This is a genomic window from Faecalibacterium langellae (genome assembly GCF_002549775.1).
Lineage (GTDB): Bacteria > Bacillota > Clostridia > Oscillospirales > Ruminococcaceae > Faecalibacterium > Faecalibacterium langellae.
The window spans coordinates 385,183-410,310 of sequence record NZ_NMTR01000021.1; the positions used below are offsets into that span (position 1 = coordinate 385,183).

Genomic DNA, 25,128 nt, shown 5'->3' on the forward strand with positions numbered 1-25,128 from the left:
GGGGAAGGGGCAAACATGCAAAGGGGTCAAAGGGGTGCTCAGCGGTTTTCTTTGCGGCGGTTCAACACAGCGCCAAGCCCCAGCAGGATGCTGCCGCTCAGGGCGCTGAACAGCACCGCCAGCCGGTTGACGCCGGTCTGCGGCAGGGTGGAAGCCGCAGGAGCAGCCGGGGCGACGACGGGGGCCTCTGCCGGGGGAACAACGGTGTCAGCCGGGGTCTCGGCAGGCAGGCTGTCGGCCGGGGTCTGCTCCGGGGTGCCGGGTGTTGTCTGGGTGGTCGTGGTCACCAGCGGGGCCGCGTCGGTGGTGGAGACGCAGCCGTAAGTATAGCGGACGGAGGCTTTGGTGTCCGTCTGCACGGTCTTGTCGCCGTCCAGCGTCACGACCGGGTCTTTCTCGGAGCGATAGGTGTAGGTGACGTCGCCGTCCAGCTTTTCGGCCGTCTCGTCCGTTTCGGCAGTGGTCTGCTGCCAGGGCTTTACGGTATCGTAGGTACCCGTGCCGGTCTCGGTGGTCGTCTCGGTGGTGGTCTGCCGGAAACCGGCGCGGTAGCTGCCCTGCTGCTGCCAGCCGGAGCCGCTGTGGGCAGCGGTGGAAGCGGTGCGGGTGCTCATGGAGGTGCCCACGGCGTCGTCCTCCTTGGTGATAACGGTCAGCGGGGCAACATAGGTCTTGATGGTGGATTCGTTCTGGCCCACCACTTCGCCGCTTTCCACCTGCACAAGGTCAGAGATCTTCAGGTCGTAACCGCCGTACCAGCTATTCGAATGGTTCCAGCGTGCCTTGGTTGCGTTGGCACATTTGTTGCTGCTGACATCCATATAACCATAGGCGGAAAGCTTGGAATTGTTGAGGTAGACCTGATACCAGACCGTTTCAGGCGTTCCCTTGTTTGCGTCATACCAGGACTGGTCGGAAAGGCGGACGACCTGCCGCTGGATGTCTGCATCCGTGACTTTTTTGCCCTGCGCTTCCATAGCAGCCTTGTAGGCAGCGACAGCTTCACCGTAAGTGGCATAGTGCTGTACGGTGCCGTCTGCATTGGTGAGGGCATCGTAGACTACGGTGCCGGTCAGCTTATAGAAAGCGCTCTTAGTGGGGTTGTTGTTATACTCTTGGTTTTCGGTACGGGCATATTCATAAAAGCCTTGGATGCCATCGGTTTTGTCGAAGCCGATATTCTTGGCAAGGCCGGCTTTCTGGTTGCTTGCAGGCTTATTGAGCAGATCGTCTACGTTGTAGTTCCATTCCAGCTGAAGGCCATTGCGGATGATCAGGCAATCGGTTGTTTTCGAGCTGCCGCCTTCATCCGGGAGCAGATGCAGGGTGGAATCCGTGATGAGTTCCAGATGCTTGAGGTCGTCATTGGTTCCACCGGTATAATAGTTTTTGCGCAGCTCGTGGTACATTGCTTCATACTGCGTGCCTACGGTGTCCTCGTTGACCCAGACCTTCTTGTTGGGGTCCTGCGCCAGCTTCTCCTGCTCTTTCAGGATTTTCGCCAGCTGATCTTCGTTCATGTTGTTCAGGCTGACGGCGGTGGTGATCTTCTTAATGATGTCCTCTTTCGTACTTGTGGAGGTGATCTCCATATCACCCACCTTCAGCACCTGGTTGGGTTTCAGGCTCTGGCGGATGGCGTCAATCTGATCCCACAGCTTCTGGTAGGCATCGTCCTTCTCGTCCTCGGTGCGGGTCTCGGAGAGCGACCAGCTCTCGCGGGTCTCCACGCTGAGGGTCTGCTCCAGCAGGTCGGTGCAGTCGATGGTGTAGATGGTTTGGCCCTTCGTGTAGGTCGCGGTCACCTTGCCGTCCTTCCGGGTCACGGCAAGGTCGGAGGCACCGGCGGTCTTGTCCGCCAGCAGGGCAAGGATCTGCTTATCGGTCAGGTCGTTTTTGTTTTTCAGGGTGATGGTGGTCTTGGTGGTCTTGCCGGAAGCGTCGGTCACCTCGCTGGTGTAGGTATCGCCGTCCTTTTTCAGGCCGGTGTAGGTTTGGCCGTTTTTCACGATGGTGTAGGTGGCGTCGTCGCCCTCGCCTGCGGGCGTGATGGTCCAGCTGCTGCCCTGCTGGACCGTGCCCGGGGTTTCCGTGCTGTCGGCCTTTTCAAACACGTCCCACGCAATGCGGGTCAGACCGGTAAAGCTGGTGTCGGTCACGGTATACCCGGCGGCAACCAGCTGCTCCACCGTCATGCCTTTTTCGGCGGCAAGCTGCTTCAGGGCGTAGTCCCGCTTTTCATCGTCGGTCAGGCTGGCACTGCTGTCGTAATGGAAACGGTAGACTTTCGTCTTGCCGTCCACCGTCCGGGTGTATTCGGTCACACGGCCTTCGGCGTCGGTCTTGATGTCGGTGGCGTCTGACGGGGCACCCAGAGCATCGGTCAGGGGAGAGGCGGCAGTGCTGCCGTCAAGCTGGAAGTAGGGCTTGCCGCTCTCGCTCCATGCAATGACGGCGCCGCCTGCGGTGGCACTGCCGGTGACGGTGTGGGTGCCGGACTCGCCGTTATTGGTCTCACTGGCCGTTTCGGTGACCTGATAGGTCTCGCTGGTCTCGCCGCTGACCGTGACCGCAAAAGTGTAGGTCTTGCCGTCATGCGTATAGGTGTAACTGCCGTTTGCATTAAGGGTGAGCTCGGAGAAAGACACCGTTTCCACGCCGGAGGCCTTGGCGGCAGCGGCGGTCAGGGCATTTTCCAGCGCAGCCTGCTTTGCGGCGGCGGCTGCCTGCTCCGGGGTCTGGCTGCCGTCTGCCAGCTGCTGGCTGCCAAACGTGCCCTTGTCGTTTTCCACCTTGACATGCACCTTCATCTGCTTGCGCAGCAGGGCGGTCTGGTCGGCATCCAGCTTGCAGGTCTCGCCGTCTTTGGTCAGGTAGAGGGCACCGTCCTTGCCGACGGTATAGCCCTTTTCTTCACCGCCCATCAAAGCGGCAAGGTCTTTGTTGGAAAGCTCTGCCTGCCCGGCAGTGGTCTCATCCCCCAGCGTCAGGGTGTAGGTCTTGCTGCCCTTTTGTACCGTGATGGTCTTGCCGTCCTCGCTGCGCTGCGCATCCGGGTCGGCCAGCAGGTCGGCGATGCTCAGGGTGTAGGAGTTCCCGGCACCGTCGGTCAGGGTGGTCTCGGGCGGGTAAGTGTAGTCCTGCTTCACGTCCTCGCGGCCGTGCTGGGTGCTTTTTTCCACCTTGACGATCAGGGTGGTGGTCACGGTCCGGGAAGCGGTGCTGGAATCCACCGTCACGGTGGTCTGCTGCTGGCGGCCGTTGGCGTCGGTGATGGTCTTGGTCAGGGTATAGGTGCCGTCGCCGTTGTCAACGTAGCCTGCGTCGATCAGCTTGGCAATGTCCTGCCCCTCCATGGAGCCGGTCTCGTGGGTGACCTTGGTCAGGGTGAGCTGGCGGGAGTTGCCGTCTTCGGATAGTTCGGATTCGCCCGTCACGATGTAGTTGCCGCCCACCTCGGCACCCTTGCCGGTGCTCCAGTCCACGGTGATGTCCTTCAGTTCTTCGTCGGCATCCAGCTCATCCTTGGGCGTGGTCTCGGTCTTGCTGGTGGAAGAAGACGCGCTGCCCTCCACGGTGGTGGTGGTCGTGGTGGTGCCCTGGCTCACCGTGGTGGTGGTCTCGGTGACCGAGCCGTCCGGGTTTTCGGTGGTGGTCTTATCCACCACCGTTCCGGCGGGGTCGTAGGTCGTGGAGCTTTCGTCGGTGCGGGTCTCGGTCTTGTCCGCAGTGCCCTTGTCCTTGCCGGTCTCGCCGTCCGTCACAGGGCCTTCGGTCGTTTCGGTGGTGGAGCCATCCGGGTTCTGGACGGTTTCGGCAGGCGGGTAGGCGATGGTGTCTTTCGGGCCGAGCACGGGCAGGGCAGGCTGTGGTTCTTCTGCAGGGTCAGAGTCATCGCCAGGCGTGGTGTCCTGCGCCGCATCGGCTGCAGACGGGCTGACCGTGTCGTTGATCTCGGCCGTGTCGGCGGCGGGCGCTTTCTTCGGCTGCACGACGGCATCCTGTTCCGGGAAGGCATCGGGCAGCTCATCTGCGGCGGACGCAGAGACGGGCTGTGCGGCGGCACATGCCGCAAGAGCAACCGCGGCTGCGGTCAATTTGAACTTCTTGTTTGTCACACAAATACCCCCTAATGGATGATAAAAGCATGGCTCTATTCAAAAGGCCAATACTTCTTATTCTATTATACATCATAGGGGGGGGGGTAAAGCGATAATGCGACAAAAAATGCGTGAAATAGCAGTTCTTTTTTCAGCAGGTGGTTCAAAATTCGGCAAAAAGACCGCCGCAAAAAAAGCCCGGAAGCTCTTGGCAGAAAGGGCTTCCGGGCAGGATTATGAAGGGAGTAATTCCAAACGGGGAATTTGCCGGGCGGACTCAGTCCACCACGTCCTCGAACTGGCTGTTGTACAGGTCGGCGTAGAAGCCGCCTGCTTCAATGAGCTGGTCGTGGGTGCCCTGTTCCACGATGTCGCCGTCCCGCATCACGAGGATGAGGTCGGCGTCCTTGATGGTGGAAAGGCGGTGGGCGATGACAAAGCTGGTGCGGCCTTCCATCAGGCGGTCCATGGCGGTCTGGATGCGCTGCTCGGTGCGGGTATCCACACTGCTGGTAGCCTCGTCCAGGATCAGGATGCGGTTATCGGCCAGAATGGTGCGGGCGATGGTGAGCAGCTGCTTCTGGCCCTGGCTGACGTTGGAAGCGTCCTCGTTCAGCTCCATCTGGTAGCCGCCGGGCAGGGTGCGGATGAAGTGGTCGGCGTTGGCAGCCTTGGCGGCAGCGATCACTTCTTCGTCCGTGGCGTCCAGGCGGCCGTAACGGATGTTCTCCATGATGGTGCCCTTGAACAGCCAGGTGTCCTGCAGCACCATGCCAAAGCCTTCGCGCAGAGCGCTGCGGTCAAAGTCGCGCACATCGTGGCCGTTCAGGGTGATGGAGCCGGAGTCCACATCGTAGAAACGCATGAGCAGCTTGACCATGGTGGTCTTGCCCGCACCGGTGGGGCCCACGATGGCCACCTTCTGGCCGGGCTGCACCTCGCAGCTGAAGTCGTGGATGATGGTCTTTTCGGGGGTGTAGCCGAACTTGACGTGGTTAAAGGTCACCTGACCGTCGATGCAGCTGGGGTCTGCGCGGCGGGCGGGGTCGGCGGTCTGGTCTTCTTCCGGCTCGTTCAGGAATTCGAACACGCGCTCGGCGGCGGCGGCCATGCTCTGCAGCATATTGGACACCTGCGAGAGCTGCTGGATGGGCTGGGTGAAGTTCTTGACGTACTGAATGAAGGCCTGAATGTCGCCGATGGTGATGACGCCGTTTGCCGCAAAAATGCTGCCGACGATGGCCACAGCCACATAGCCCAGATTGCCCACGAAGTTCATGATGGGCATCATCAGGCCGGAGAGGAACTGGCTTTTCCACGCAGATTCGTAGAGTTTATCGTTGGCGGCGTTGAAATCGTTCAGCACCACAGCTTCGCGGTTGAAGGCCTTGACCACGTTGTGGCCGGAGTACACTTCTTCCACCTGGCCGTTCACAACGCCCAGGATGGCCTGCTGGGCCTTGAAGTATTTCTGGCTGAACCGGACCACGATGAGCACCAGCACCAGCGAGACGGGCAGGATCAGCAGGGCGATGAGGGTCATCTTGGGGCTGATGGACAGCATCATGATCAGCACGCCGATCATGGTGGTCACACTGGTGATCAGCTGGGTGATGCTCTGGTTCAGGCTCTGGCCCAGCGTGTCCACATCGTTGGTGATGCGGGAGAGCACTTCGCCGACCGTGCGCTTTTCAAAGTAAGCGAGGGGCAGGCGGTTGATTTTTTCGCTGATCTGCTTGCGGAAGTCGTAGCAGACTTTCTGCGAAAGGCCGGTCATCAGCCAGCCCTGAATGAAGCTGAACGCACTGCTCAGCAGGTACATGCCCAGCAAAAACAGCAGGATGCGGCCGATATACACAAAGTCGATGCTGCCGGCGCCGCGCAGCTTGGCGATCCAGCCGGTGGCAAGGGCCGTGGTGGCTTTTGCCAGCACCTTGGGGCCTGCGATATTAAAGATAGTAGACAGGATAGCAAACACGATGGCCGTGATCAGCGAGAGCTTATAGCGGCCCATGGTGCGGATGAGCTGCAGCAGCGTGCCTTTGAAGTCCTTGGCGCGCTCGGTCGTGGGGCGTCCGGGTCTTGGCATATCACTCACCCTCCTTTTCCGTATTCAGAGATTCGAGGTCAAGTTCCTTCTGGCTCAGCTGGCTGCGCGCGATCTCCTGATATTCCGGGCAGCTGTCCATCAGCTGGGCATGGGTGCCCTTGCCCACGAGACGGCCTTCGTCCAGCACCAAAATCTGGTTTGCGTGCAGCACGGTGGAGATGCGCTGTGCCACGATGATGACGGTAGCGTTGTCGGTCTCGGCCTTCAGCGCGCGGCGCAGGGCCACGTCGGTCTTGAAGTCGAGGGCCGAGAAGCTGTCGTCGAACAGATAGATCTTCGGCTTTTTCGCAATGGCGCGGGCGATGGAAAGGCGCTGCTTCTGGCCGCCGGACACATTGGAGCCGCCCTGTGCGATGGGGCTCTGGTACCCCTCGGGCTTCGCGTCGATGAACTCGGTGGCCTGCGCGATGGAAGCCGCCTTTTTCACGTCGGCGTCGGTGATGTGGTCGCCGCCGAACTTCAGGTTCGAGTCGATGGTACCGCTGAACAGCACACCCTTCTGCGGCACATAGCCCAGCAGGTCGTGCAGCTTGGCCTGCGGCATCTCGCGCACGTCGATGCCGTCCACGGTCACGCTGCCGCCGGTCACGTCGTAAAAGCGGGGGATGAGGTTCAGCAGGGTGGACTTGCCGCAGCCGGTGGAGCCGATGATGGCGGTGGTCTCGCCGGGCTTGGCCGTAAAGCTGATGTGCTCCAGCGCGTCGCTGTCGGCACCGGGGAAGCGGAAGCTCACGTCGTTGAACTGCACGGTGCCCTGCCAGTTTTTGCGTTCCTGTGCGGGCTTTGCCGTGGCTTCGTCCGGGTCGTGGATGGTGGCCTTGGTGCGGATGACCTCGTCGATGCGGTCGGCGGCCACACCGGCGCGGGGCAGCATGACGGCCACCATGGCCAGCATCAGGAAGGACATGACGATCTGCATGGTGTAGGTGATGAAGGCGATCATCTCGCCCACCTGCATGGTACCGGCATCCATGGCCTTGCCGCCGAACCAGACGATCAGCAGGCTGGTGCCGTTCATGATCAGGGTCATAAAGGGCATCATGGCCACCATGGCACGGTTGGTGAACAGCTGAGTGCCCATCAGGTCGCGGTTGGCCTTATCAAAGCGCTGTTCCTCAAAGGCTTCGCGGCTGAAGGCACGCACCGGCATGATGCCGGTCAAAATCTCGCGGCTGACGAGGTTCAGGCGGTCCACCAGATTCTGCATGATCTTGAACTTCGGCATGGCGATGTTCATCAAAAAGATGATGAGCAGCAGCAGAACGGCCACATCCAGCACGATGATCCAGGAAAGGCCGGTGCTGCTGTTCAGCACATGGATGACGCCGCCGATGCCCAGAATGGGTGCATAGGCCACCATGCGCAGCAGCATGACGCAGACGAACTGCACCTGCTGGATATCGTTGGTGGTGCGGGTGATGAGGGATGCGGTGGAGAAGTTCTCGATCTCGGCGTTGGAGAAGCCGATGACCGAGGAGAAGGTCTCGCGGCGCAGGTCGCGGCCGATGGCGGCAGACACGCGGGAAGCGAGGAAGCCCACCGCGATGGACACAGCCACCATCAGCAGGGTCAGGCCCAGCATCTGGCCGCCCACCTTATAAAGGTAGCGCATCTGCACGTCGTGGGCCACGCCCTGGGCTTCGTATTCCAGCTGCACCAGCAGCATGGACTGGCTCTTGAGGTTCTCCACCACGGTGTCGTCCAGGCTGGCGAAGGCACCGGCCAGCTGCTGCTGGATGGCGTCGCGGCTGAAACCGGGCATCTGGGTCATGGCGGCGAACTGGGCGCACACGGTGTCCAGATCGTCGGCGGTGGGGGCGACCGTTTCAGCTTCAGCATCGGTATCGGTGCTGTCCGCAGAAGCCGCCTGCATGTCGGCCAGGCTCGTCATGCCCATCGCGGACTGCCCGGCGGGGGCGTTGGCCGCCTGGGCAGCCGCCATATACAGCACGATGTCCGGGGTGGTGATGGCATCTTCCAGCGCGGTGCGCTCGTCGGCGGTCAGATCGCTGCGCAGTTTCAGCACGCCGTCGTCCTGCAGGTAGTACCCGTAGGCGTTCTGCAGCTTGTCGGCGTCCTCCTCGCTCATCAAAAGCGAGAGGGCGTCCAGCGTGCTCTGGCGGATGGTCTCCGGCAGGGGGCTCTCGATGCCGCCCTGCTGGATGCCGGTGTCCACGATCTTGCTGGTGTAGTCCGGCAGCGAAAGATCGCAGTACGCCTGCACGAACAGCAGCGCGAACACCACAAGGCAGACGGCCCAGTGCCGGGCCAGCTGCTTAAAGATTTTCGTCATGGTTCGGTTCTCCCTTCGGTTTGGTGGTACGCGCAGCATTTTCTGCAAGAATGGCATCCATCAGCGCGCCGCGCAGCGCGTTCAGCTGGGCCGCCTGTTCGGGCTCCAGCCGGGCCATTACACAGGTAAAGTAGTCGCTCAGGGCGTCCTCGTACTGCCGGCAGGCTTCGTAGCCCTTGGGCGTGATGCGCACCAGCGTTTTACGGCGGTCCTCCGGTGCGGGTTCCCGGGCAATGAGTCCGTCGGCCTCCAGCTGACGCAGCCCGCGGCTGATGGCCGGCAGCGGCTGGTGCACCTCGTGGGCCAGGTCGGACACCGAGATGGCACCATCCTGCCCGCGGCTGCGGATGGCATGAAGCAGTGCTTCCAGCCAGGCAAAGTGGCATTTTGGTGTGTCGGCCAGAGCGGCTTTCATACCCGCCTTGGCAGCTTTGCTCAGCCGCCCGATATAGTGGCACAGGCCCTGAAAATTCAGCGCTTCTTCGGTTTCAGCAGGCACACGATCCCTCCTTCCTGCAAAATGCTTAACATGTGTTAAATATTGACGCTTGATAATAGTATACCTGCCGGGCCCGGATTGCAAGCGGATTTTGAAATATTAAACAAAAGTTCACAAAACAATTTGGTACATTTTCCAGCTTGCACCGCCGGACTGGTGCATAAACATGGAAGCAGGACAACAAGTGAGGTGGAACGGATGCAGGATATTTCCATGATCTTGCAATTGTTTGGCGGGCTGGCGCTGTTTTTGTACGGCATGGACAGCATGAGCCGCGCCATCCAGCTGGGGGCGGGCAAGCGGCTGCGCAGCCTGCTGGCCCGGTGCACGGCGAACCCTGTGGCCGGGCTTGTGACCGGTGCTGCCGTGACGGCGGTGGTGCAGAGCAGTTCCGCCGTCACGGTGATGGTCATTGCCTTTCTGGCGGCGGGGCTTTTGCAGCTGCGGCAGGCCGTGCCGGTGGTGTTCGGGGCCAACATCGGCACCACGGTCACAGCCCAGCTGCTGGCCTTTCAGGTGGAACAGGGACGGTACCTGCTGCTGTTTGGCGGGGTGCTGCTCTGCTTTGCCTGCAAGGGGCAGAAGGGCCGCTGCGCAGGCGAAGCGCTGTTCGGTTTCGGGCTGCTGTTCGAGGGCATCACGGTCATGAGCAGTGCCTTGCAGCCGCTGACCGAAAGCCCGCAGCTCTGGCAGTGGCTGGTGCGGGTGCAGGCAAACCCGGCCCTCGGTCTGCTGGCGGGCCTTGGTATGACCCTGACCGTGCAGAGCAGTTCTGCCACCATTGCCATGCTGCAGACGGTGGCCGCCCAGCCGGGCCCGGACGGCGTGCACGGCCTGCTGAGCCTTGCCGGGGCCATCCCGGTGCTGCTGGGGGATAACATCGGCACCACGATCACGGCGGTGCTGGCATCCATCGGGCAGGGGAAAGATGCCAAGCGGGTGGCGGCGGCCCACGCCATCTTCAACCTGAGCGGTGCGGTGGTGTGCTGCGGGCTGCTGGGGCCGTTTGCGGCGCTGGTGCAGCGGCTTTCCCCCGCCGGGCCGGAGTGCGCGGTCATCGCCCGGCAGATCGCCAACGCACATACATTATTCAATGTGTGCTGTGCACTGGTGTGGCTGCCGCTCACCGGGCGGATGGTGCGGCTGGTGACAAGGCTGCTCCCGGACCGCGCGGCATAGACAAAAATGCAGCGGGCGTGTTGTGCGGGCAGAGAGCGCCGCCGCTTCGGCGCGGGATATCTACCGCTGCCACCGCTCCTTTGAAAAGGCCGTGGCCATCGACGGCAAGCGGGAGACCTACCTCACGGGGGACACCACCGTGGACTATGCCGAAGTCAAGGACCAGACGCTTTTGTACCGCATCACGCTGGTGACCTCGGCAGACGAGAGCGGCGAGATCGTCTTTGAGGACACTCTGCCGGAGGGCACCGCGTGGGGCACCGGCGGCGGCAACAACAAACTTTTTGTGGACGGCGTGCAGCAAAACTGGTATAATGGTGGCTGGCAGATCACTTCTGCACCGGACGCGGCCAATGGCATTTGCTGAAAGTGTCGGTGCAGGGCTGCGACGACGGAAAAGCGCACACCATCGAGTATCTCTATCAGGTCAGCTTCAAGAACGACAGCCGCTGGAACAGCCTGCTCACCACGGATGTGCCGTACACCAACCGCGCCAAGTGGGGCGAGGAGGAGAAGGCTTCCATCACCACCACGGTGCACCGGGATGCCGCACCGCTGACCAAGACCGGCAAGATCTTCATCACCAACACGGTCTACCCGGGCTATGAACTGCCTTCCACCGGCGGCAGGGGCACGGCGCCCTTTGTGCTGGCGGGCGGCATCATGGTTTTGGGCGCGGCTCTGCTGCTTGCCTGCGGCCGGGTGCGGCGCAGAAAAGAGGAAACGAAATGAGACAGAAAATCGGCAAAGTATGCATGATCCTGGGGGCCCTGCTGATCCTGGCGTCGGCAGCGCTGCTGGCCTACAACAAGTGGGACGCCTCCCGCGCGGACAAGGCCGCCCAGCAGGCACTGGGCGAGCTGGAGCAGACCCTGACCCAGACCATTGAGGACAAGACGAAGGACGACACCCTGGTCCTGCAGCCCGAGCTGGACCAGGAGCAGGCGATGACCGAGGTGGAGCTGGACGGCTGGAACTACATCGGCTACCTCTCCATCCCGTCCGTCGGGCTGCAGCTGCCCGTGATGAGCGAGTGGAGCTATGCGGGCCTGAAGGTCGCGCCGGGCCGCTACTCCGGCTCCACCTATGCGGACAACATGGTGGTCTGCGCCCACAATTATGCAAAGCACTTCAGCCCCATCAAGTGGCTGGCTGAGGGGGCCGAGGTCTATTTCACCGATATGGACGGCATGGTCTGGAGCTATGAAGTCTCCTATGTGGAGAACCTGCAGCCCACCCAGATCGAGAAAATGACCACCAAGACCGAGGATTCCGATGCCTGGGACCTGACCCTGTTCACCTGCACCACCGGCGGCAGTGCCCGCTGCGCCGTGCGCTGTGTGCGCACCGGGTATCCCACCCTGACGACGGAGACGGCTGCCGCTGCAGAATAAAACAAGCCCAAGAAGAAGGGGCCGCTGCACAAATTTCGTGCGGCGGCCCCTTTTCTGCGCCCTGCCTGCGGGAGGGGCGCGGAGACATAAAAAAGCGGAACAGCCGCAGCCGTTCCGCCATTGGATACAGAGGGTTACTTATTCTGGATGTACTCGTCGATGGCCTTTGCGGCAGCCTTGCCGGCGCCCATGGCCTTGATGACGGTGGCAGCGCCAGTGACAGCATCGCCGCCGGCATAGACGCCGTCGCGGCTGGTCTTGCCGTCGTCGCCGTCGGTGACGATGCAGCCGTGCTTGTTGGTCTCCAGACCCGGGGTGGTGGAGCGGATCAGCGGGTTCGGGCTGGTGCCCAGACTCATGATGACGGTATCCACATCCAGCTCAAACTCGCTGCCCTTCTTCTCGATGGGGCGGCGGCGGCCGGAAGCATCGGGCTCGCCCAGTTCCATCTCGATGCAGGTGATGGACTTGACGAAGCCTTCGTCGTTGGCGTGGATCTCCACGGGGTTGCACAGGGTCTTGAAGATGATGCCTTCTTCCTCGGCGTGCTCGACCTCCTCCTTACGGGCAGGCAGCTCGGCCATGCCGCGGCGGTAGACGATGTACACGGTCTCGGCACCCAGACGCAGGGCGCTGCGGGCAGCGTCCATGGCCACGTTGCCGCCGCCCACAACGGCCACCTTCTTGCCGGTGCGGATGGGGGTCTTGCTGGTGGGCAGGTAAGCCTTCATCAGGTTGGAGCGGGTCAGGAACTCGTTGGCAGAGTACACGCCCTTCAGGCTCTCGCCGGGGATGCCCATGAAGCGGGGCAGACCGGCACCGGAGCCCACGAATACGGCCTCGTAGCCGTACTCGCCCATGAGCTCGTCGATGGTCAGCACCTTGCCGATGACCATGTTGCACTCGAAATCAACGCCCATCTTCTTCAGGCCGTCGATCTCCTGCTGCACGATGGCCTTGGGCAGACGGAACTCGGGGATGCCGTACATCAGCACGCCGCCGGCCACATGCAAAGCCTCGTAGACGGTGACCTTGTAGCCCAGCTTGGCCAGGTCGCCTGCAGCGGTCAGGCCGGCAGGGCCTGCACCGATGATGGCCACCTTGTGGCCGTTCCACTCCGGAACGACGGGTGCGGTGTGCACGTTCTCCCGGTGCCAGTCGGCCACAAAGCGCTCCAGGCGGCCGATGCCCACGGGCTCGTTCTTGATGCCGCGGGTGCACTTGCCCTCGCACTGGCTCTCCTGCGGGCAGACACGGCCGCAGACAGCGGGCAGGGAGGAGGAACGGTTGATGACCTGATAGGCGGCTTCAAAGTCGCCCTCGGCCACATGACCGATGAACTCGGGGATGTCGATGCCCACGGGGCAGCCGGTCTGGCAGGGCTTATTCTTGCAGTGCACGCAGCGCTTTGCTTCGTTCACGGCCATTTCTTCGGTATAGCCCAGTGCCACTTCCTTGAAGTTCTTGTTGCGGACATTCGGGTCCTGGGTGGGCATGGGGCACTTTTTCGGGTCCATATTGAAAGCCATCTTACATTCCCTCCTGAGCCTTGAACAGATTGCATGCCGCTTCACGGGCGTGTGCCTCAAACGGGCGGTACATGGTGCCGCGGGCCATTGCTTCGTCAAAATCCACCAGGTCGCCGTCAAAGTCGGGGCCGTCCACGCAGGCAAACTTGGTCTCGCCGCCCACGGTCAGGCGGCAGCCGCCGCACATGCCGGTGCCGTCGATCATGATGGGGTTCATGGAAACGATGCTCTTTAAGCCGTGCTTCTGGCAGGTCTTGACCACGAACTTCATCATGATCAGCGGGCCGATGGTGATGACCAGATCGTACTGGTTGCCGGCAGCCACCAGCTCGTCCAGCGCAGCGGTGACGACACCCTTGGTGCCGTAGCTGCCGTCGTCGGTCATGACGCGCAGCTCATCGCTGCAGGCCTTGAACTCGTCCTCGAGGATGAGCAGGTCCTTGTTGCGGAAGCCCACCACGCTGTGCACCACGCAGCCCTGCTCGTGCAGCTCGCGGGCGATGGGCAGAGCGATGGCGCAGCCCACGCCGCCGCCCACGACGCACACCTTCTTCAGGCCTTCCACCTCGGTGGCGCGGCCCAGCGGGCCCACGAAATCGTGGACGCTCTCGCCCACCTTCAGGCTGTTCAGCTCCATGGTGGTGCCGCCGACGATCTGGAAAATGATGTCCACAGTGCCCTTTTCGCGGTCGTAACCGGCCACGGTCAGGGGGATGCGCTCGCTGTCCTCAAACGGGCGCACAATGATAAACTGGCCCGGCTTTGCCTTTTTGGCAATGAGCGGGGCTTCAATGACCATCTTCGTCACGGTGGGGTTCAGCGCGACTTTTTCAGTGATCTTATACATCGTGTTTGCTCCTTTATGCTGGCGTTTCCTATTTCTGCGCACGAAAATGCGCCTGCCCGCCCGCATGGCGGTGCAAACGCATGGCTTCAAGCGACAAAATGACATCTTTATTATAATGTTTTATAAAAAGGAAAGCAAATCAATTTTCTTCGTGTATGTCACGGCAAACTTGAACGCAGACGCACTGTGCGCCCCGAAACTGAAATTTTTTTCACGCAGAGCCGCGCAACGGGCAGAAAATTTGAAAAAATGCGAATTTGTGGTTGACAAGTGCCGCTCCCTGCGGTATAATAACCAACGTCGCCGGGAAACACCGGCGCAGACACATGGAATGTGCGGCCGTAGCTCATCTGGTAGAGCGCCACCTTGCCAAGGTGGAGGTAGCGAGTTCGAGCCTCGTCGGCCGCTCCATTTTTTGTGGAAGTTTAGCTCAGCTGGGAGAGCATCTGCCTTACAAGCAGAGGGTCAGCGGTTCGAGCCCGTTAACTTCCACCATGTGGCCCGGTAGCTCAGTTGGTTAGAGCACCAGCCTGTCACGCTGGGGGTCGTCGGTTCGAGCCCGATCCGGGTCGTGCGTCGAAAGTCCTGCGGTTCATCGGGCGGTCTTGCAAGCAAGACTGCTGTGATGAACGCCAGACTTTCTCCTTTTCCCCACAAACCTTTGCTTCGCAAATCTTTGCGGGGGCCCCGTTTGAAACAGGAGCGGGAGGGTGCAGGGATAATTGCACCGGTTATGCCTCTGTAGCTCAGTCGGTAGAGCAGGGGACTGAAAATCCCCGTGTCATTGGTTCGATTCCGATCGGAGGCACCACGTCGAAAATCCTGTCATTCATCGGGAAGTCTTGCAAGCAAGACTTCTGTGATGAATACCAGATTTTCTCCTTTTCCCCACAAAATCTTGCTTCGCAAGCTTTCGCGGGGGCCCCGTTAAAAGAGAGCGGGAGGGTGCAGGGATAAATGCACCGGATATGCGGCCGTAGCTCATCTGGTAGAGCGCCACCTTGCCAAGGTGGAGGTAGCGAGTTCGAGCCTCGTCGGCCGCTCCAACACGAAGCCATCGTTGATGCAGAAATGCAAAGACGATGGCTTTTTTGTTCCGCCGGTTTATAGTCGCTGCGCGACGGTCACAAGACCGGCAGCAGCAAAATGCAGGTTGCCTTTACAACCCCTTCCCGTGAAACAGCAAAGAGGAAAATCCCACAGGATTTTCCTCTTTGCAAATAAAAATAATAATTCCGCTGATATTGTCAGAGCGAAGCGGAGACAATTCTAAATTGTCTTCACAAGATCACATTCTTGATCAGCAGCGAGATGCTGCCGTCGTCGCTGTGCAGAAACTCCACCTCGTTGTCCGAACTGAGCAGCTCGGTGGGAATCTTCACCTCGATGCCGTTGGCGGTGTGGATGCTGCGGCTCTCCATGCGGCGGATGCGTGCAGGCGTCACGGTCACAGGCTGCTCGGGTGCTTCCAGCACGTCGCTTTTCTCCACATAGTCGTCAAACGGCACGGCCGCAAGAGGGTATTCCTCCTTCAGCTGCTGGCGCACCTGCTGCACGGACACCTGATTGTCGTTGTCGGCAGCCTGATTCGCGATCAGCATGGCCACCTGGGCTTCCACATGGGGCTGGTCGGCGTAGTTCTCCTGCACGGCCTGCACGGCGGCTTCCTGAATGGCCTGCAGTTTTTTCTTCTCCGGCTGGGCGGTGGTGTACTGGAACACCACCGTGGAAAGGTAAAACTCCTTGCGGCCGTCAATGTCGAACTTCTTTTCCAGCAGCTTCATGGAGTAATCGGTCAGGTTGACCAGCGCGCCTTCCTCCACCTTGCCGCTCTGGCTGGGCAGGCAGGCCCGCTGCTGGATGATGGAGTTCACCGGGGCACCTTCCACATTCTCGGTGTAGTGGGTGTAGCCGTTTTTGTAGTTCAGCTTCAGGATGCCCAGCCACGGCTCGCCGTCGCGGGTAAAATCCACCACGGCCAGGTCTGCGCCGGGGATGGTGGTGTGGGCGTGCATGTAGTCGAACAGCACGCCCGCGATGCGGCAGGAAAGGTCCACGAAGTCTTTGTTGTGCTCCAACTCATTTTTGAAGGCAGAATCCGGCAGCGGGCGGCACTGGCGGATATCGTCGCTGGCAAGCAGTTTTTCGATGTGGTACTGAAAATAGGCGGTCTTTTCAGCGGTCATCTCCATGCCGCCGCCGCTCAGCACGGGGGCGTCCATGGTGGTGTCCAGAACGTGCAGGATCGCCTGATGAATGATGATCTCCATGGGTGTTGCAAACCTCATTTCGTACAAAGTCTCATGCCCTACAGTATAGCACAGTCCGGCGCAAAAGGCGAGAGCGGCCTTGTAAACGGCCCGCCGGAATGCTACAATAAGGGCAGAACATCCGCAGGAAAGGGGACAATGACCATGGAATTCCGCGATAAACCGATGGAGAACCTCATTCGCATTCAGGAAAAGGACATCTGCAAAAACGCTAAAGCACTGCTTTTGGAGGGTGAGCAGGTGGTGGGTGCGTACAAAACGGTGCGCGATCAGGTGATCTTCACCACCCACCGCATCATCATGGTGGACATGCAGGGCGTCACCGGCACCCGGCAGCAGATCTTCGTGCTGCCGTACAAAAAGGTGCTGCACTTCGGCATCCAGACGGCCGGTTTCGGCGACCCGATGCAGGCTTCGCAGCTGACGGTCTGCTTTGCGGACGAGCACGAGGCAAAGTTCGGCTTCATTGGCCAGCAGGAGCTGTTCGCCGTGGCCAACGCCATCAGCCGGTGTATCCTGTAAAAACAGAATCGCTTCACTCGTAAAATGCGTTTTGAGCGGCCGCGGGCTGCTCAAAACGCAAATTTAAAAATGAAAATTCCGCTAAATATGGCTAGAGCGCAGCGGAAGCCGTTTTAAATGGTTTGGCTCATATAAAACAAAAGGCTCCCCGCCCGGTTTGCGTGCCGGACAGGGAGCCTTTTGCTGTATACGAAATAGGAGATGTCAGTGTGAAGTTTTGCGCACCAGCTGTTCGTGCATGACCACCATCAGCACCAGAAGCACCAGCAGATAGAAGGGGAACAGCGCCGGGGTGATGTTGTTGGCCAGCAGGCCGAACAGCGGCGGCATGACCAGATTGCCCACGTAGGCACTGGCCATCTGGATGCCGATGACTGCCTGCGATCTGTCCGCGCCGAAGTGGTCCGGCGTGGCATGGATGATGCTGGGGTAGATGGGCGCACAGCCCACGCCCACCAGCACAAGGCCCGCCAGCGCCAGCAGCTGCGGCCCGGGCACCAGCAGGGCCGCCACGCCCACGGCCAGCACGCCCTGGCCCAGACGGATCATCTGGGTGTCGCTGAGCTTCAGGGTGAGGAAGCCGCAGGCCGCGCGCCCGGCGGTGATGCCGATGTAGAACAGGCTGGCGAAGCTGGCAGCGGTGTCGGCGGCCACACCGCGCGTCAGGGTGAGGTAGCTGCTGGCCCACAGACCGGCAGTCGTTTCCAGCGCGCAGTAGCAGAAAAAGCACAGCATCACTTCTTTTGCGCCCGGCAGGCGGAACACCTGCCCAAGGCTCAGTGCCTGCGGGGCGGTGCCGTCCTCGGCAGCTTCACCGGTGCGCTTCTGCCACAGCGGCAGGCTGAGGAACAGCACGGCGGTCAGTGCGATCTGGAACAGTGCAATGTACCGGTAACCGGCTGTCCACGGCCCGCCGCCCGCCAGCACCCGGCCCATGACCATGGGGCTGACCATCGTGCCGATGCCCCACATGCAGTGCAGCCAGCTCATGTGGCGGCTCTCGTAGTGCAGGGCAACGTAGTTGTTCAGGGCGGCATCCACGCTGCCTGCGCCCAGACCGTAGGGCACGGCCCACAGGCAGAGCATCCAGAACTGCGTGGAGATGGAGAAGCCGAACAGCGCTGCCGCCGTCATGCCCACGCTGATGGCCGTCACCTTGCCCGCGCCCAGTGCCCGGGTGAGCCGGTCACTGTTCAGGCTGGAGACGATGGTGCCGAAGGAGATGATCATGGACAGGATGCCCGCATAGGACACCGGCACCCCCAGCAGCGGATACATGGACGGCCACGCCGACCCCAGCAGGGAATCCGGCAGGCCGAGACTGATGAACGCGAGATAGATGATGGGCAGAAGAAGCTGGATCATATGCTTGAGTTCCCTCCCGGACGGTGTTATACTGTACTCATGGTTTCTGATAGAATAATACCACGAAATCGACACAAGAGGTAGAACAAAAGCACCGGATTTATGCGACAAAACCGGCTTTCTGAAATTGCCGGAAACTTTGCAGAAAGGGGGGACAGGCCATGGCATTCCAGACCAGCTGCGCTGCGGCGGGGGGCATCAACTGCCCGCCGGACATCGTGGCAGACGGCGAAGGGCGGGAGCTGGTGCAGCACGGCAGCGCACTGTTCCCCATTGCCTGCTACGCGGAGGACGTCAAAAGCTACTCGGTGGCCTGGCACTGGCATGAAGAATTCGAGTTCATCCTTGCGGTGAAGGGCCCGCTGACCGTGGACGTGAACAAGACGCAGCTCGTTCTGCGGACCGGGCAGGGCGTCTTTATCAACTCCGGGGTGCTCCACGCGGTGGAACAGGCCGAGAGCGGGAACGCGCTGCTGCACTCCGGGGTGTTCCACCCGCGCCTTGTGGGCGGCATGGACACCATCTTCTGGCAAAAGCGCATCCGCCCGCTGCTGCAGCCCGGTGCCCCGGCGTTTTTCCTGCTGGACAGCGGCACCGCCTGGCAGCGCGAAGCCCTTGCCTGCCTGCAGGACGCCTGGCAGGTCGTGGCGGATGAACCGCCGGACTACGAGAACGAGGCACGCTACCGTCTGACCACGGTGCTGCGGCTGCTGGGCGCGCAGTGCGAAGAAGGCGGCGTCAAGGTGTCGCAGCAGGAGCAGATCGCGGCCGAGCGCATGAAGCAGATGCTGCGCTTCGTGGAGGAGCACTATGCCGAGGAGCTCACGGTGGAGCGCATCGCGGCCTGCGTGGCCCTGAGCGAGAGCGCCTGCCTGCGCAGCTTCCGGCAGCTGCTGGGCATCACACCCATCCAGTATGTGAAGCAGTTCCGGGTGGAGAAGGCCGCCGAACTGCTGCGCTCCACCCGGCTGCGCACCGGCGAGATCGGGGCCGAGTGCGGATTTGCGGACGGCAGCTACTTCATCAAGACCTTCCGGGAGCTGAAGCACTGCACCCCGAAGGAGTATCGGCAACGGTTTGAGGCGCAGTAACTTTTCTGGCAGGACGGCAGAGAGTTTCTCCAGCGAATGACCTGGGGGTGGGGCCCCGGCAAGCTTTGCTTGATGGGGCGGGACTGGAGTTCTGCAGCGGCGACGACCGCTGCCAGCGGCAGAAGCAGGGAGGAGCCGTTGGGGCCGCGGCCAGCAAGACGCAAGCGAACGCGATGCGGATGCTGGGTGCCGCAACCCGCCGCTGTTCGCGGAGAAAGCTCCCTGCTGGCCTGCCTTTCCATAGAGCAGACCAAATTTAATCGCTCCCTATTATAATAGGTATAAAAAAGGAGAATCAGACCATTGACACAGCGCAGCATGACCCAAGGCCCCATCACGCAGGGCATTTTACTCTTTGCCCTGCCGCTGATGCTGGGCAACCTTTTGCAGCAGATGTATAACATTGCGGACACCTGGGTGGTGGGCCGCTTTCTCGGCCCGGACGCACTGGCGGCGGTGGGCTCGTCCTATACCCTCATGACCTTCCTCACCTCCATCCTGCTGGGCCTGTGCATGGGCAGCGGCGCGGCCATCTCCATGCAGTTCGGCAGCGGGGAAGAAGACCGCATGCGCCAGAGCGTGTTCCTCTCGTTCAGCCTGATCGCGGGCATCTCGCTGGTGCTGAACGCGCTGGTGTATCTGGGGCTGGACAGCATTTTGTGGGTGCTGCGGGTGCCGGGTGAGCTCAAACCCCTGATGAAGGAGTACCTCGTCATCATCTTTCTGGGGATCACGGCTACCTTTTTGTACAACTACTTCGCAAACCTGCTGCGCGCCATTGGCAACTCGGTGGTGCCGCTGGTGTTTCTGGCGGTGTCGGCGGTGCTGAACGTCATTCTCGACCTCGTGTGCGTGCTGGTGCTGCAGTGGGGCGTGAAGGGCGCGGCGGGGGCCACCGTGTTCTCGCAGTTCGTGTCCGGCATCGGCATCGGGCTGTATACGCTGAAAAAGTTCCCGCAGCTGTGCCCGAAAAAGGCGGACTGCCGCTGGGACAAAAAGAACCTGGACACCATCCTGAACCTCTCGGTGATGACCAGCGTGCAGCAGTCCATCATGAACTTCGGCATCCTGATGGTGCAGGGCCTTGTGAACAGCTTCGGCACGGTGATCATGGCGGCGTTTGCGGCGGCGGTGAAGATCGACTCCTTCGCCTACATGCCGGTGCAGGATTTCGGCAACGCCTTCTCCACCTATGTGGCCCAGAACTACGGCGCGGGCGAGACGGACCGCATCAAAAAGGGCATCCGCAGCGCAGGGCTGTGCAGCGCGGTGTTCTGCGTGTGCATCAGCGTGCTGGTGTGTGCCTTTGCGGCCCCGCTCATGGGCATCTTCATCGACCCGGGCGAGAGCGCCATCATCGCCGCCGGTGTGCACTACCTGCGCATCGAGGGCGCGTGCTACATTGGCATCGGCATTTTGTTTTTGCTCTACGGCTATTACCGCGCCGTGAACCAGCCGCAGATGTCGGTGGTGCTCACCATCGCGTCGCTGGGCACCCGCGTGGCGCTGGCTTATCTTCTTTCGGCAACGCCGCTGGGCGTCACCGGCATCTGGCTCAGCGTGCCCATCGGCTGGGCGCTGGCGGATGCCATCGGCATTGGGTATTACCTCAAAAAGAAGCGCTGAAACGGCAAAAGGCTTCCCCCGAGGGGGAAGCCTTTTTACCCCTTATGGTGGAACTGCTCCAGCGCGCCCTTTTCCAGCCGGGACACCTGCGCCTGGCTGATGCCGATCTCCCGGGCAACTTCCATCTGGGTCTTGCCCTGCAGGTAGCGCAGCTCCATGATGCGCTTTTCCCGCGGGGTGAGCCCGGCCACAGTCTGGCGGAACTGCAGCCCGCTGATCCAGCTGTCCTCGCCGTCCGGGTCCCGCACCTGGTCGATGACATACATGGCGTCGCCGCCGTCGGTGTAGATGGGCTCCTCCAGACTGATGGGCTCCACCACCGATTCCAGCGCGGCGGTCACCTCCCGGCGGGTCAGCCCGGCGCTTTGGGCGATCTCGTCCATGGTGGGCTCGCGGCCCAGCTGCTTTTCCAGCGCTTCGCGGCTCTGCATGGCGCGGTAAGCGGTATCCCGCAGGCTGCGGCTCACCCGCAGGGCGTTGTTATCGCGCAGGAAGCGCCGGATCTCGCCGATGATCATCGGCACGCCGTAGGTGGAGAACCGCACCGGCTGGGCGGGGTCGAAGTTGTCGATGGCCTTGATGAGCCCGATGCACCCCACCTGGAACAGGTCGTCCAGGTTCTCGCCCCGCTGGGCGAACCGCTGCACCACGCTGAGCACCAGCCGCAGGTTGCCCTCCACCATCTGTTCCCGGGCCTGCCGGTCCCCGGCGCGGGCGCGCACCAGCAGGCTGCGCTTTTCTTCCTCGGTCAGAACGGGCAGCGCGGCGGTGTTCAGGCCGCACAGCTCCACTTTGTTGTACATCCCCATGCCCCCGGTTCCTGTAAACTTCACCGGAAGTATGGCCCCCGCGGCCGGGCACTATGCGTGGAAAAAATTGTGCGCCCTCCCGCACAGGGCAGGAGAGCGCAGAAAAACATTGTAATTTGCAGAAATTTATGGTAAGCTATCAGTGGCGGCTGCAAAGCTGCCCATCAGGCGCTGTGCCCACAAACGCAGGCGGCTATGCTCCTTACCCGTACCCTGGGTGGACCGGGTAAGAGCGAATTTTTTCATTTGGAATCTCGTTCTCCCCGGAATGCTTGAGGGCAGGAAGGGGGGGATGCACCATGACGTTTGAACAGGTCGTGCTTCTGCTCACGCTTCTTGGCGGGGCAATTTACGTCACCTTCGAAATTACATGGACTGTTTCTCACAGTGATGACAAAAAGAAAAAATGACCGCCCACGAGTTCCAATCAGTGCGGTCATTTTTCTTTTTGAAATCTGACTAATCTGGTAAGGAGCTAGCCGTTTGCAGGGCCAGCGCCTTTTGCACTTCTAATATAAACGATTTGCAATAGTTTGTCAAGTAGGGCATTGTTTCTCGGCGGGGCGATTTACGTAACGTTCCAGATTACATGGACTGTTTCTCACAGTGATGACAAAAAGAAAAAATGACCGCCATCAACTCTCAACCGATGCGGTCATTTTTCTTTTTGAAAACTGATAATCTGGTAAGGAGCTAGCCGTTTGCAGGGCCAGCACCTTTTGTACTTCTAATATAAACGATTTGCAGTGTTTTGTCAAGCACTGCAGGCTTTTTTCACTCCTCCGCCAGCTGCGCTTTCAGTTGGTGGAGGATGCGCTTTTCCAGGCGGGAGATGTAGCTCTGGCTGATGCCCAGGGCGTCGGCGGCTTCCTTCTGGGTGCGCTCCACGCCGTCGGCCAGGCCGAAGCGCAGCTCCATGATCTGCCGCTCCCGCGGGGAGAGGGCCGCCACGGCGCGGCGCAGCACAGCCCGCTCGGCGTCCTGCTCCAGCCGCTGGCTGATCTGGTTCTCATCGCTGCCAAGGATGTCCGAGAGCAGCAGCTCGTTGCCGTCGCCGTCCACGTTGAGGGGCTCGTCGATGCTGGCTTCCTGGCGGCGGTTGGAACTTTTGCGTAAGTACATCAGAATTTCGTTGCCGATGCAGCGGCTGGCGTAGGTGGCCAGCTTGATGCAGCGGTCCGGGCTGTAGGTGTTCACGGCCTTGATGAGCCCGATGGTGCCAATGGAGATCAGGTCTTCGGTGGGCACGCCGCTGCTCTCGTACTTTTTGGCAAGGTAGACCACCAGCCGCAGGTTGTGGGTGATGAGCGCATCCCGCGCGGCGGCGCTGCCCGCGGCCATCTCGGCCAGAAGGGCTTTTTCCTGCTCGGGGGTGAGGGGCGGCGGCAGGCCCGGCCCGCCCGTCACATAGTGGGCACCGCCGCTGTGGCGCAGCGCGCCGCACAAGGCCTGCCAGAGCGTGCGCAGCCAGTGGAACATAGATCAGACCTCCTTTTTTATAAGGGGTGAAGCCTCTCAGCCAGCTCCGGCCCCAGCAGCAGGGTCCAGTGGTCCGGCGGGGCGGCGGGGCAGTAAAACGCGGTGAGGAAGCCCTGCGCCTGCCGCTGGCCGGCCTGCAGGCGCAGCCCCGGCACGGCGGGCAGCAGGCAGGGCCCCGCAAGGGTGGTGCAGGGCACCAGCCGCACCCCCAGCCCCGGCGGCGGCAGGGGAGAGCGCCCCGCAAAGTGGGCGTCCAGAAAGGTTTGCAGCGCCCCGGGCAGGGCACCGCGCACGGCGGGGTAGTAGGCCAGCGCCACGGCCCGGCCGGTGAGCGGGTCCTGCACGGCAAAGCCGGTGTCGCAAAAAGCCTGCACCGGCACCCGGGCGCTGCCGCACACCAGCACGGCGGCAAAGCTGCGCCCCTGCGCCCGGCCAAAGCAGTACACCACCCCGCGCAGCAGGGCATACACCGCCGCGCAGGCCGCCAGCAGCCGCCCGGGGGAAAGCGGCAGGTAAAGGCACAGGTTCGCGCTCTGGGCCCCGGGCAGCAGCACCGCCCCGCCCAGCAGCAGGTTGAGCAGGGCGTACCACCCGCACAGCCGGGCAAAGCCCCGCCGCCCCGGCACGCCGTAGGCCGCAGCCACTGCCCCGCAGCAGGTGGCGGCTTTGTAAAGCACCGCCAGCGGCCCGGGCAGCTCCGGCAGCAGCAGGCCCAGCGAGGCCAGCGCCGCCGCCCCGCTGCCCGCCAGCAGCCGCGCCCCGGTGCAGCTGCGCCCCGCCAGCAGCCCGGCCCCCAGCAGCAGCGCCGCCCCAAGGGCAAAGTTCACCAGCAGCAGCTCGTCGAGATAAAGCACCGTTTTCACGCGCAAGCCTCCTTTGGGGCACAGGGTGGGGGGACTTTCAGTATCCGTTTTTGGGCTGGAAATTTCTGTCAAACGGGGGTAAATGGGACCTTTTGTAAGCAATTTGATAGAAAAATTTCACATCTATTCACACAGTTTCACAGTTTTCACACTTTTTTTCAAAAAGGGCTTGAACATTGCTGGAAAGTGTGGTATATTATTGCCATCCGAACAAGGATAGTAAGCCACACCACAGTGGCTTACAAAAATATCTTTCATATTTTGAAGGGAGTAATTCATTATGATGATGCCTGCAAACTTCTCTGCTGTTGCAGAAAACGAACTGACCTACGTTGTTGGTGGCGCTTCTCTGGCTGACTACCTGGCTCCTGCCATGAAGGCTGAGAACTGGCAGAAGTTCAACAAGAACCTGATCATGATCGTCGGTAACGGCTATCTGAATGCTGGCCTGGGCGCTGTTCTGACTGGTATCTTCTCTGGCAGCTATCGCGTTGGCGCTCTGACCAAGGGCTATGCTGATGGCATTGAGACCATGTGGAAGAATAACATGAAGGTTGGCGAGACCGAGGGCTGGGGCCTGCTGAACGCTCTGGCTAACGTTGGCCTGCAGGTTGCTGGCAACCTGTCTGCTATCTACGCTCTGGGCAATGGCGATATCGGCCTGACCCTGAACGACAACACTGTTGGCAAGAACGGCGGTTGGATCGCCCACAAGTAATCGTTTAAATCTACGGATTTGAATTGATTTGAGGTGTACACCAAAGCAGCTGGTAACGGCTGATTTGGCGGAATGCTGAGTCAGAACCCCGCACACAATGGGCAACCACTGTGTGCGGGGTTTTTGTTGTGCGGGAACCCTCTCAGTCAAACCCTGCCGGGTTTGCCAGCTGTCCCCGAAGGGGGAGCCTATCGCCCTCTCCGTCTGCTCCCGTTGGTCGCATCCACCTCTCCCAAAGGGAGAGGCAAGAAGCACTCCCGGAATGCCCTTGGCTCTCCCTTTGGGAGAGCTGGCGCGTAAGCGCCTGAGAGGGCGGGACCTTTGCTCTACGGCCCGGAAGCCTTCTCCCGAAGGGAGAGCTTGTGCTTTTCCAGCGAGATCCAATGTTTAAAACAGAAAACCAGTTGCGATTCCAGAACGGAGCGAGTATAATA

General features: G+C 61.1%; 19 protein-coding genes and 5 tRNA genes. 13 read left to right on the top strand and 11 right to left on the bottom strand.

Annotated elements, in window-relative coordinates; genetic code table 11:
- Nucleotides 1–38 precede the first annotated feature (38 nt).
- The 4 genes from CGS49_RS10330 to CGS49_RS10345 all read right to left on the bottom strand — a co-directional run bounded on the left by CGS49_RS10330 (nt 39) and on the right by CGS49_RS10345 (nt 9,002).
- A complete protein-coding gene (locus CGS49_RS10330) occupies nt 39–4,118 on the bottom strand; it encodes a hypothetical protein (RefSeq protein WP_097801749.1) in 4,080 nt (1,359 codons plus the stop codon).
- 259 nt (nt 4,119–4,377) lie between these two features.
- Nucleotides 4,378–6,189, bottom strand: a complete 1,812-nt coding sequence (locus CGS49_RS10335) for an ABC transporter ATP-binding protein (protein ID WP_097801750.1) — start codon at nt 6,187–6,189, stop codon at nt 4,378–4,380.
- 1 nt (nt 6,190) lies between these two features.
- Nucleotides 6,191–8,503, bottom strand: a complete 2,313-nt coding sequence (locus tag CGS49_RS10340) for an ABC transporter ATP-binding protein (RefSeq protein ID WP_097801751.1) — start codon at nt 8,501–8,503, stop codon at nt 6,191–6,193.
- Nucleotides 8,487–9,002 (bottom strand): MarR family winged helix-turn-helix transcriptional regulator, encoded by a 516-nt coding sequence (locus CGS49_RS10345; RefSeq protein ID WP_242975438.1) that lies wholly within the window; start codon nt 9,000–9,002, stop codon nt 8,487–8,489. Before CGS49_RS10345 ends, CGS49_RS10340 begins: the two co-directional genes overlap by 17 nt.
- 213 nt (nt 9,003–9,215) lie before the next feature.
- Between CGS49_RS10345 and CGS49_RS10350 the strand changes: the two genes are divergently transcribed.
- Genes CGS49_RS10350 through CGS49_RS10365 form a run of 4 tightly spaced genes read left to right on the top strand, consistent with a single transcriptional unit; the run spans nt 9,216 to nt 11,575 of the window.
- Nucleotides 9,216–10,181, top strand: coding sequence for a Na/Pi cotransporter family protein (locus tag CGS49_RS10350; RefSeq protein ID WP_242975439.1), 966 nt, complete (start codon nt 9,216–9,218; stop codon nt 10,179–10,181).
- Between the two features lie 22 nt (nt 10,182–10,203).
- Nucleotides 10,204–10,548 (top strand): hypothetical protein, encoded by a 345-nt coding sequence (locus tag CGS49_RS10355; protein ID WP_097801753.1) that lies wholly within the window; start codon nt 10,204–10,206, stop codon nt 10,546–10,548.
- A 2-nt stretch (nt 10,549–10,550) separates the two neighbouring features.
- Nucleotides 10,551–10,913, top strand: coding sequence for an LPXTG cell wall anchor domain-containing protein (locus CGS49_RS10360; RefSeq protein ID WP_097801754.1), 363 nt, complete (start codon nt 10,551–10,553; stop codon nt 10,911–10,913).
- Entirely contained in the window at nt 10,910–11,575 is a 666-nt protein-coding gene (locus CGS49_RS10365; protein ID WP_097801755.1) for a sortase, read from the top strand. The genes CGS49_RS10360 and CGS49_RS10365 overlap by 4 nt, the downstream gene beginning before the upstream one ends.
- A 134-nt stretch (nt 11,576–11,709) precedes the next feature.
- Here the strand turns inward: CGS49_RS10365 and gltA are convergent, their stop codons facing one another.
- Nucleotides 11,710–13,104 (bottom strand): NADPH-dependent glutamate synthase, encoded by a 1,395-nt coding sequence (gene gltA / locus CGS49_RS10370; RefSeq protein WP_097801756.1) that lies wholly within the window; start codon nt 13,102–13,104, stop codon nt 11,710–11,712.
- Between the two features lies 1 nt (nt 13,105).
- Nucleotides 13,106–13,951 (bottom strand): sulfide/dihydroorotate dehydrogenase-like FAD/NAD-binding protein, encoded by an 846-nt coding sequence (locus CGS49_RS10375; RefSeq protein WP_097801757.1) that lies wholly within the window; start codon nt 13,949–13,951, stop codon nt 13,106–13,108.
- Between the two features lie 335 nt (nt 13,952–14,286).
- Between CGS49_RS10375 and CGS49_RS10380 the strand changes: the two genes are divergently transcribed.
- From CGS49_RS10380 to CGS49_RS10400, 5 genes are all read left to right on the top strand, one after another.
- Nucleotides 14,287–14,362: transfer RNA gene (locus tag CGS49_RS10380), tRNA-Gly, on the top strand.
- An 8-nt stretch (nt 14,363–14,370) separates the two neighbouring features.
- Nucleotides 14,371–14,446 (top strand) — tRNA-Val (locus tag CGS49_RS10385).
- A gap of 3 nt (nt 14,447–14,449) precedes the next feature.
- Nucleotides 14,450–14,523: transfer RNA gene (locus CGS49_RS10390), tRNA-Asp, on the top strand.
- Nucleotides 14,524–14,686: 163 nt separating this feature from the next.
- Nucleotides 14,687–14,762, top strand: a tRNA-Phe gene (locus CGS49_RS10395).
- A 159-nt stretch (nt 14,763–14,921) separates the two neighbouring features.
- Nucleotides 14,922–14,997: transfer RNA gene (locus CGS49_RS10400), tRNA-Gly, on the top strand.
- Nucleotides 14,998–15,231: 234 nt separating this feature from the next.
- On the opposite strand, the gene CGS49_RS10405 is transcribed toward CGS49_RS10400, so the two are convergent.
- Nucleotides 15,232–16,239, bottom strand: coding sequence for a nucleoid-associated protein (locus tag CGS49_RS10405; protein WP_242975440.1), 1,008 nt, complete (start codon nt 16,237–16,239; stop codon nt 15,232–15,234).
- A gap of 120 nt (nt 16,240–16,359) precedes the next feature.
- Between CGS49_RS10405 and CGS49_RS10410 the strand changes: the two genes are divergently transcribed.
- Nucleotides 16,360–16,743 carry a PH domain-containing protein gene (locus CGS49_RS10410; protein ID WP_242975441.1) on the top strand — a complete coding sequence of 128 codons (384 nt, stop codon included), beginning with the start codon at nt 16,360–16,362 and terminating at the stop codon, nt 16,741–16,743.
- A gap of 204 nt (nt 16,744–16,947) precedes the next feature.
- On the opposite strand, the gene CGS49_RS10415 is transcribed toward CGS49_RS10410, so the two are convergent.
- Nucleotides 16,948–18,108 carry an MFS transporter gene (locus CGS49_RS10415; protein ID WP_097801759.1) on the bottom strand — a complete coding sequence of 387 codons (1,161 nt, stop codon included), beginning with the start codon at nt 18,106–18,108 and terminating at the stop codon, nt 16,948–16,950.
- Nucleotides 18,109–18,269: 161 nt separating this feature from the next.
- Between CGS49_RS10415 and CGS49_RS10420 the strand changes: the two genes are divergently transcribed.
- Both CGS49_RS10420 and CGS49_RS10425 read left to right on the top strand, forming a co-directional pair.
- Entirely contained in the window at nt 18,270–19,199 is a 930-nt protein-coding gene (locus CGS49_RS10420) for a helix-turn-helix domain-containing protein (protein ID WP_097801760.1), read from the top strand.
- Between the two features lie 318 nt (nt 19,200–19,517).
- Nucleotides 19,518–20,825, top strand: coding sequence for an MATE family efflux transporter (locus tag CGS49_RS10425; protein WP_097802253.1), 1,308 nt, complete (start codon nt 19,518–19,520; stop codon nt 20,823–20,825).
- A gap of 35 nt (nt 20,826–20,860) precedes the next feature.
- Here CGS49_RS10425 and sigG read toward each other — a convergent pair whose 3' ends face one another.
- The 3 genes from sigG to CGS49_RS10440 form a co-directional block, all read right to left on the bottom strand.
- Nucleotides 20,861–21,628 carry an RNA polymerase sporulation sigma factor SigG gene (sigG, locus tag CGS49_RS10430; RefSeq protein ID WP_097802254.1) on the bottom strand — a complete coding sequence of 256 codons (768 nt, stop codon included), beginning with the start codon at nt 21,626–21,628 and terminating at the stop codon, nt 20,861–20,863.
- Nucleotides 21,629–22,408: 780 nt separating this feature from the next.
- Entirely contained in the window at nt 22,409–23,113 is a 705-nt protein-coding gene (sigK, locus tag CGS49_RS10435) for an RNA polymerase sporulation sigma factor SigK (RefSeq protein WP_097801761.1), read from the bottom strand.
- Nucleotides 23,114–23,130: 17 nt separating this feature from the next.
- Nucleotides 23,131–23,976, bottom strand: coding sequence for a sigma-E processing peptidase SpoIIGA (locus CGS49_RS10440; protein ID WP_097801762.1), 846 nt, complete (start codon nt 23,974–23,976; stop codon nt 23,131–23,133).
- Nucleotides 23,977–24,256: 280 nt separating this feature from the next.
- Between CGS49_RS10440 and CGS49_RS10445 the strand changes: the two genes are divergently transcribed.
- Nucleotides 24,257–24,694: a hypothetical protein gene (locus CGS49_RS10445; protein WP_179859067.1), complete on the top strand. Its 438-nt coding sequence runs from the start codon at nt 24,257–24,259 to the stop codon at nt 24,692–24,694.
- The last annotated feature ends 434 nt before the right edge of the window (nt 24,695–25,128 follow it).

Bases quoted from the DNA above. Each gene is read 5' to 3' on its own strand.
- CGS49_RS10410 (WP_242975441.1), top strand. From the start codon at position 16,360: ATGACCATGGAATTCCGCGATAAACCGATGGAGAACCTCATTCGCATT.
- CGS49_RS10415 (WP_097801759.1), bottom strand. From the start codon at position 18,108: ATGATCCAGCTTCTTCTGCCCATCATCTATCTCGCGTTCATCAGTCTC.
- CGS49_RS10375 (WP_097801757.1), bottom strand. From the start codon at position 13,951: ATGTATAAGATCACTGAAAAAGTCGCGCTGAACCCCACCGTGACGAAG.
- CGS49_RS10420 (WP_097801760.1), top strand. From the start codon at position 18,270: ATGGCATTCCAGACCAGCTGCGCTGCGGCGGGGGGCATCAACTGCCCG.
- sigK (WP_097801761.1), bottom strand. From the start codon at position 23,113: ATGTTCCACTGGCTGCGCACGCTCTGGCAGGCCTTGTGCGGCGCGCTG.
- CGS49_RS10335 (WP_097801750.1), bottom strand. From the start codon at position 6,189: ATGCCAAGACCCGGACGCCCCACGACCGAGCGCGCCAAGGACTTCAAA.
- CGS49_RS10445 (WP_179859067.1), top strand. From the start codon at position 24,257: ATGATGATGCCTGCAAACTTCTCTGCTGTTGCAGAAAACGAACTGACC.
- CGS49_RS10405 (WP_242975440.1), bottom strand. From the start codon at position 16,239: ATGAGGTTTGCAACACCCATGGAGATCATCATTCATCAGGCGATCCTG.
- CGS49_RS10425 (WP_097802253.1), top strand. From the start codon at position 19,518: ATGACCCAAGGCCCCATCACGCAGGGCATTTTACTCTTTGCCCTGCCG.
- CGS49_RS10340 (WP_097801751.1), bottom strand. From the start codon at position 8,503: ATGACGAAAATCTTTAAGCAGCTGGCCCGGCACTGGGCCGTCTGCCTT.
- sigG (WP_097802254.1), bottom strand. From the start codon at position 21,628: ATGTACAACAAAGTGGAGCTGTGCGGCCTGAACACCGCCGCGCTGCCC.
- CGS49_RS10365 (WP_097801755.1), top strand. From the start codon at position 10,910: ATGAGACAGAAAATCGGCAAAGTATGCATGATCCTGGGGGCCCTGCTG.
- gltA (WP_097801756.1), bottom strand. From the start codon at position 13,104: ATGGCTTTCAATATGGACCCGAAAAAGTGCCCCATGCCCACCCAGGAC.
- CGS49_RS10350 (WP_242975439.1), top strand. From the start codon at position 9,216: ATGATCTTGCAATTGTTTGGCGGGCTGGCGCTGTTTTTGTACGGCATG.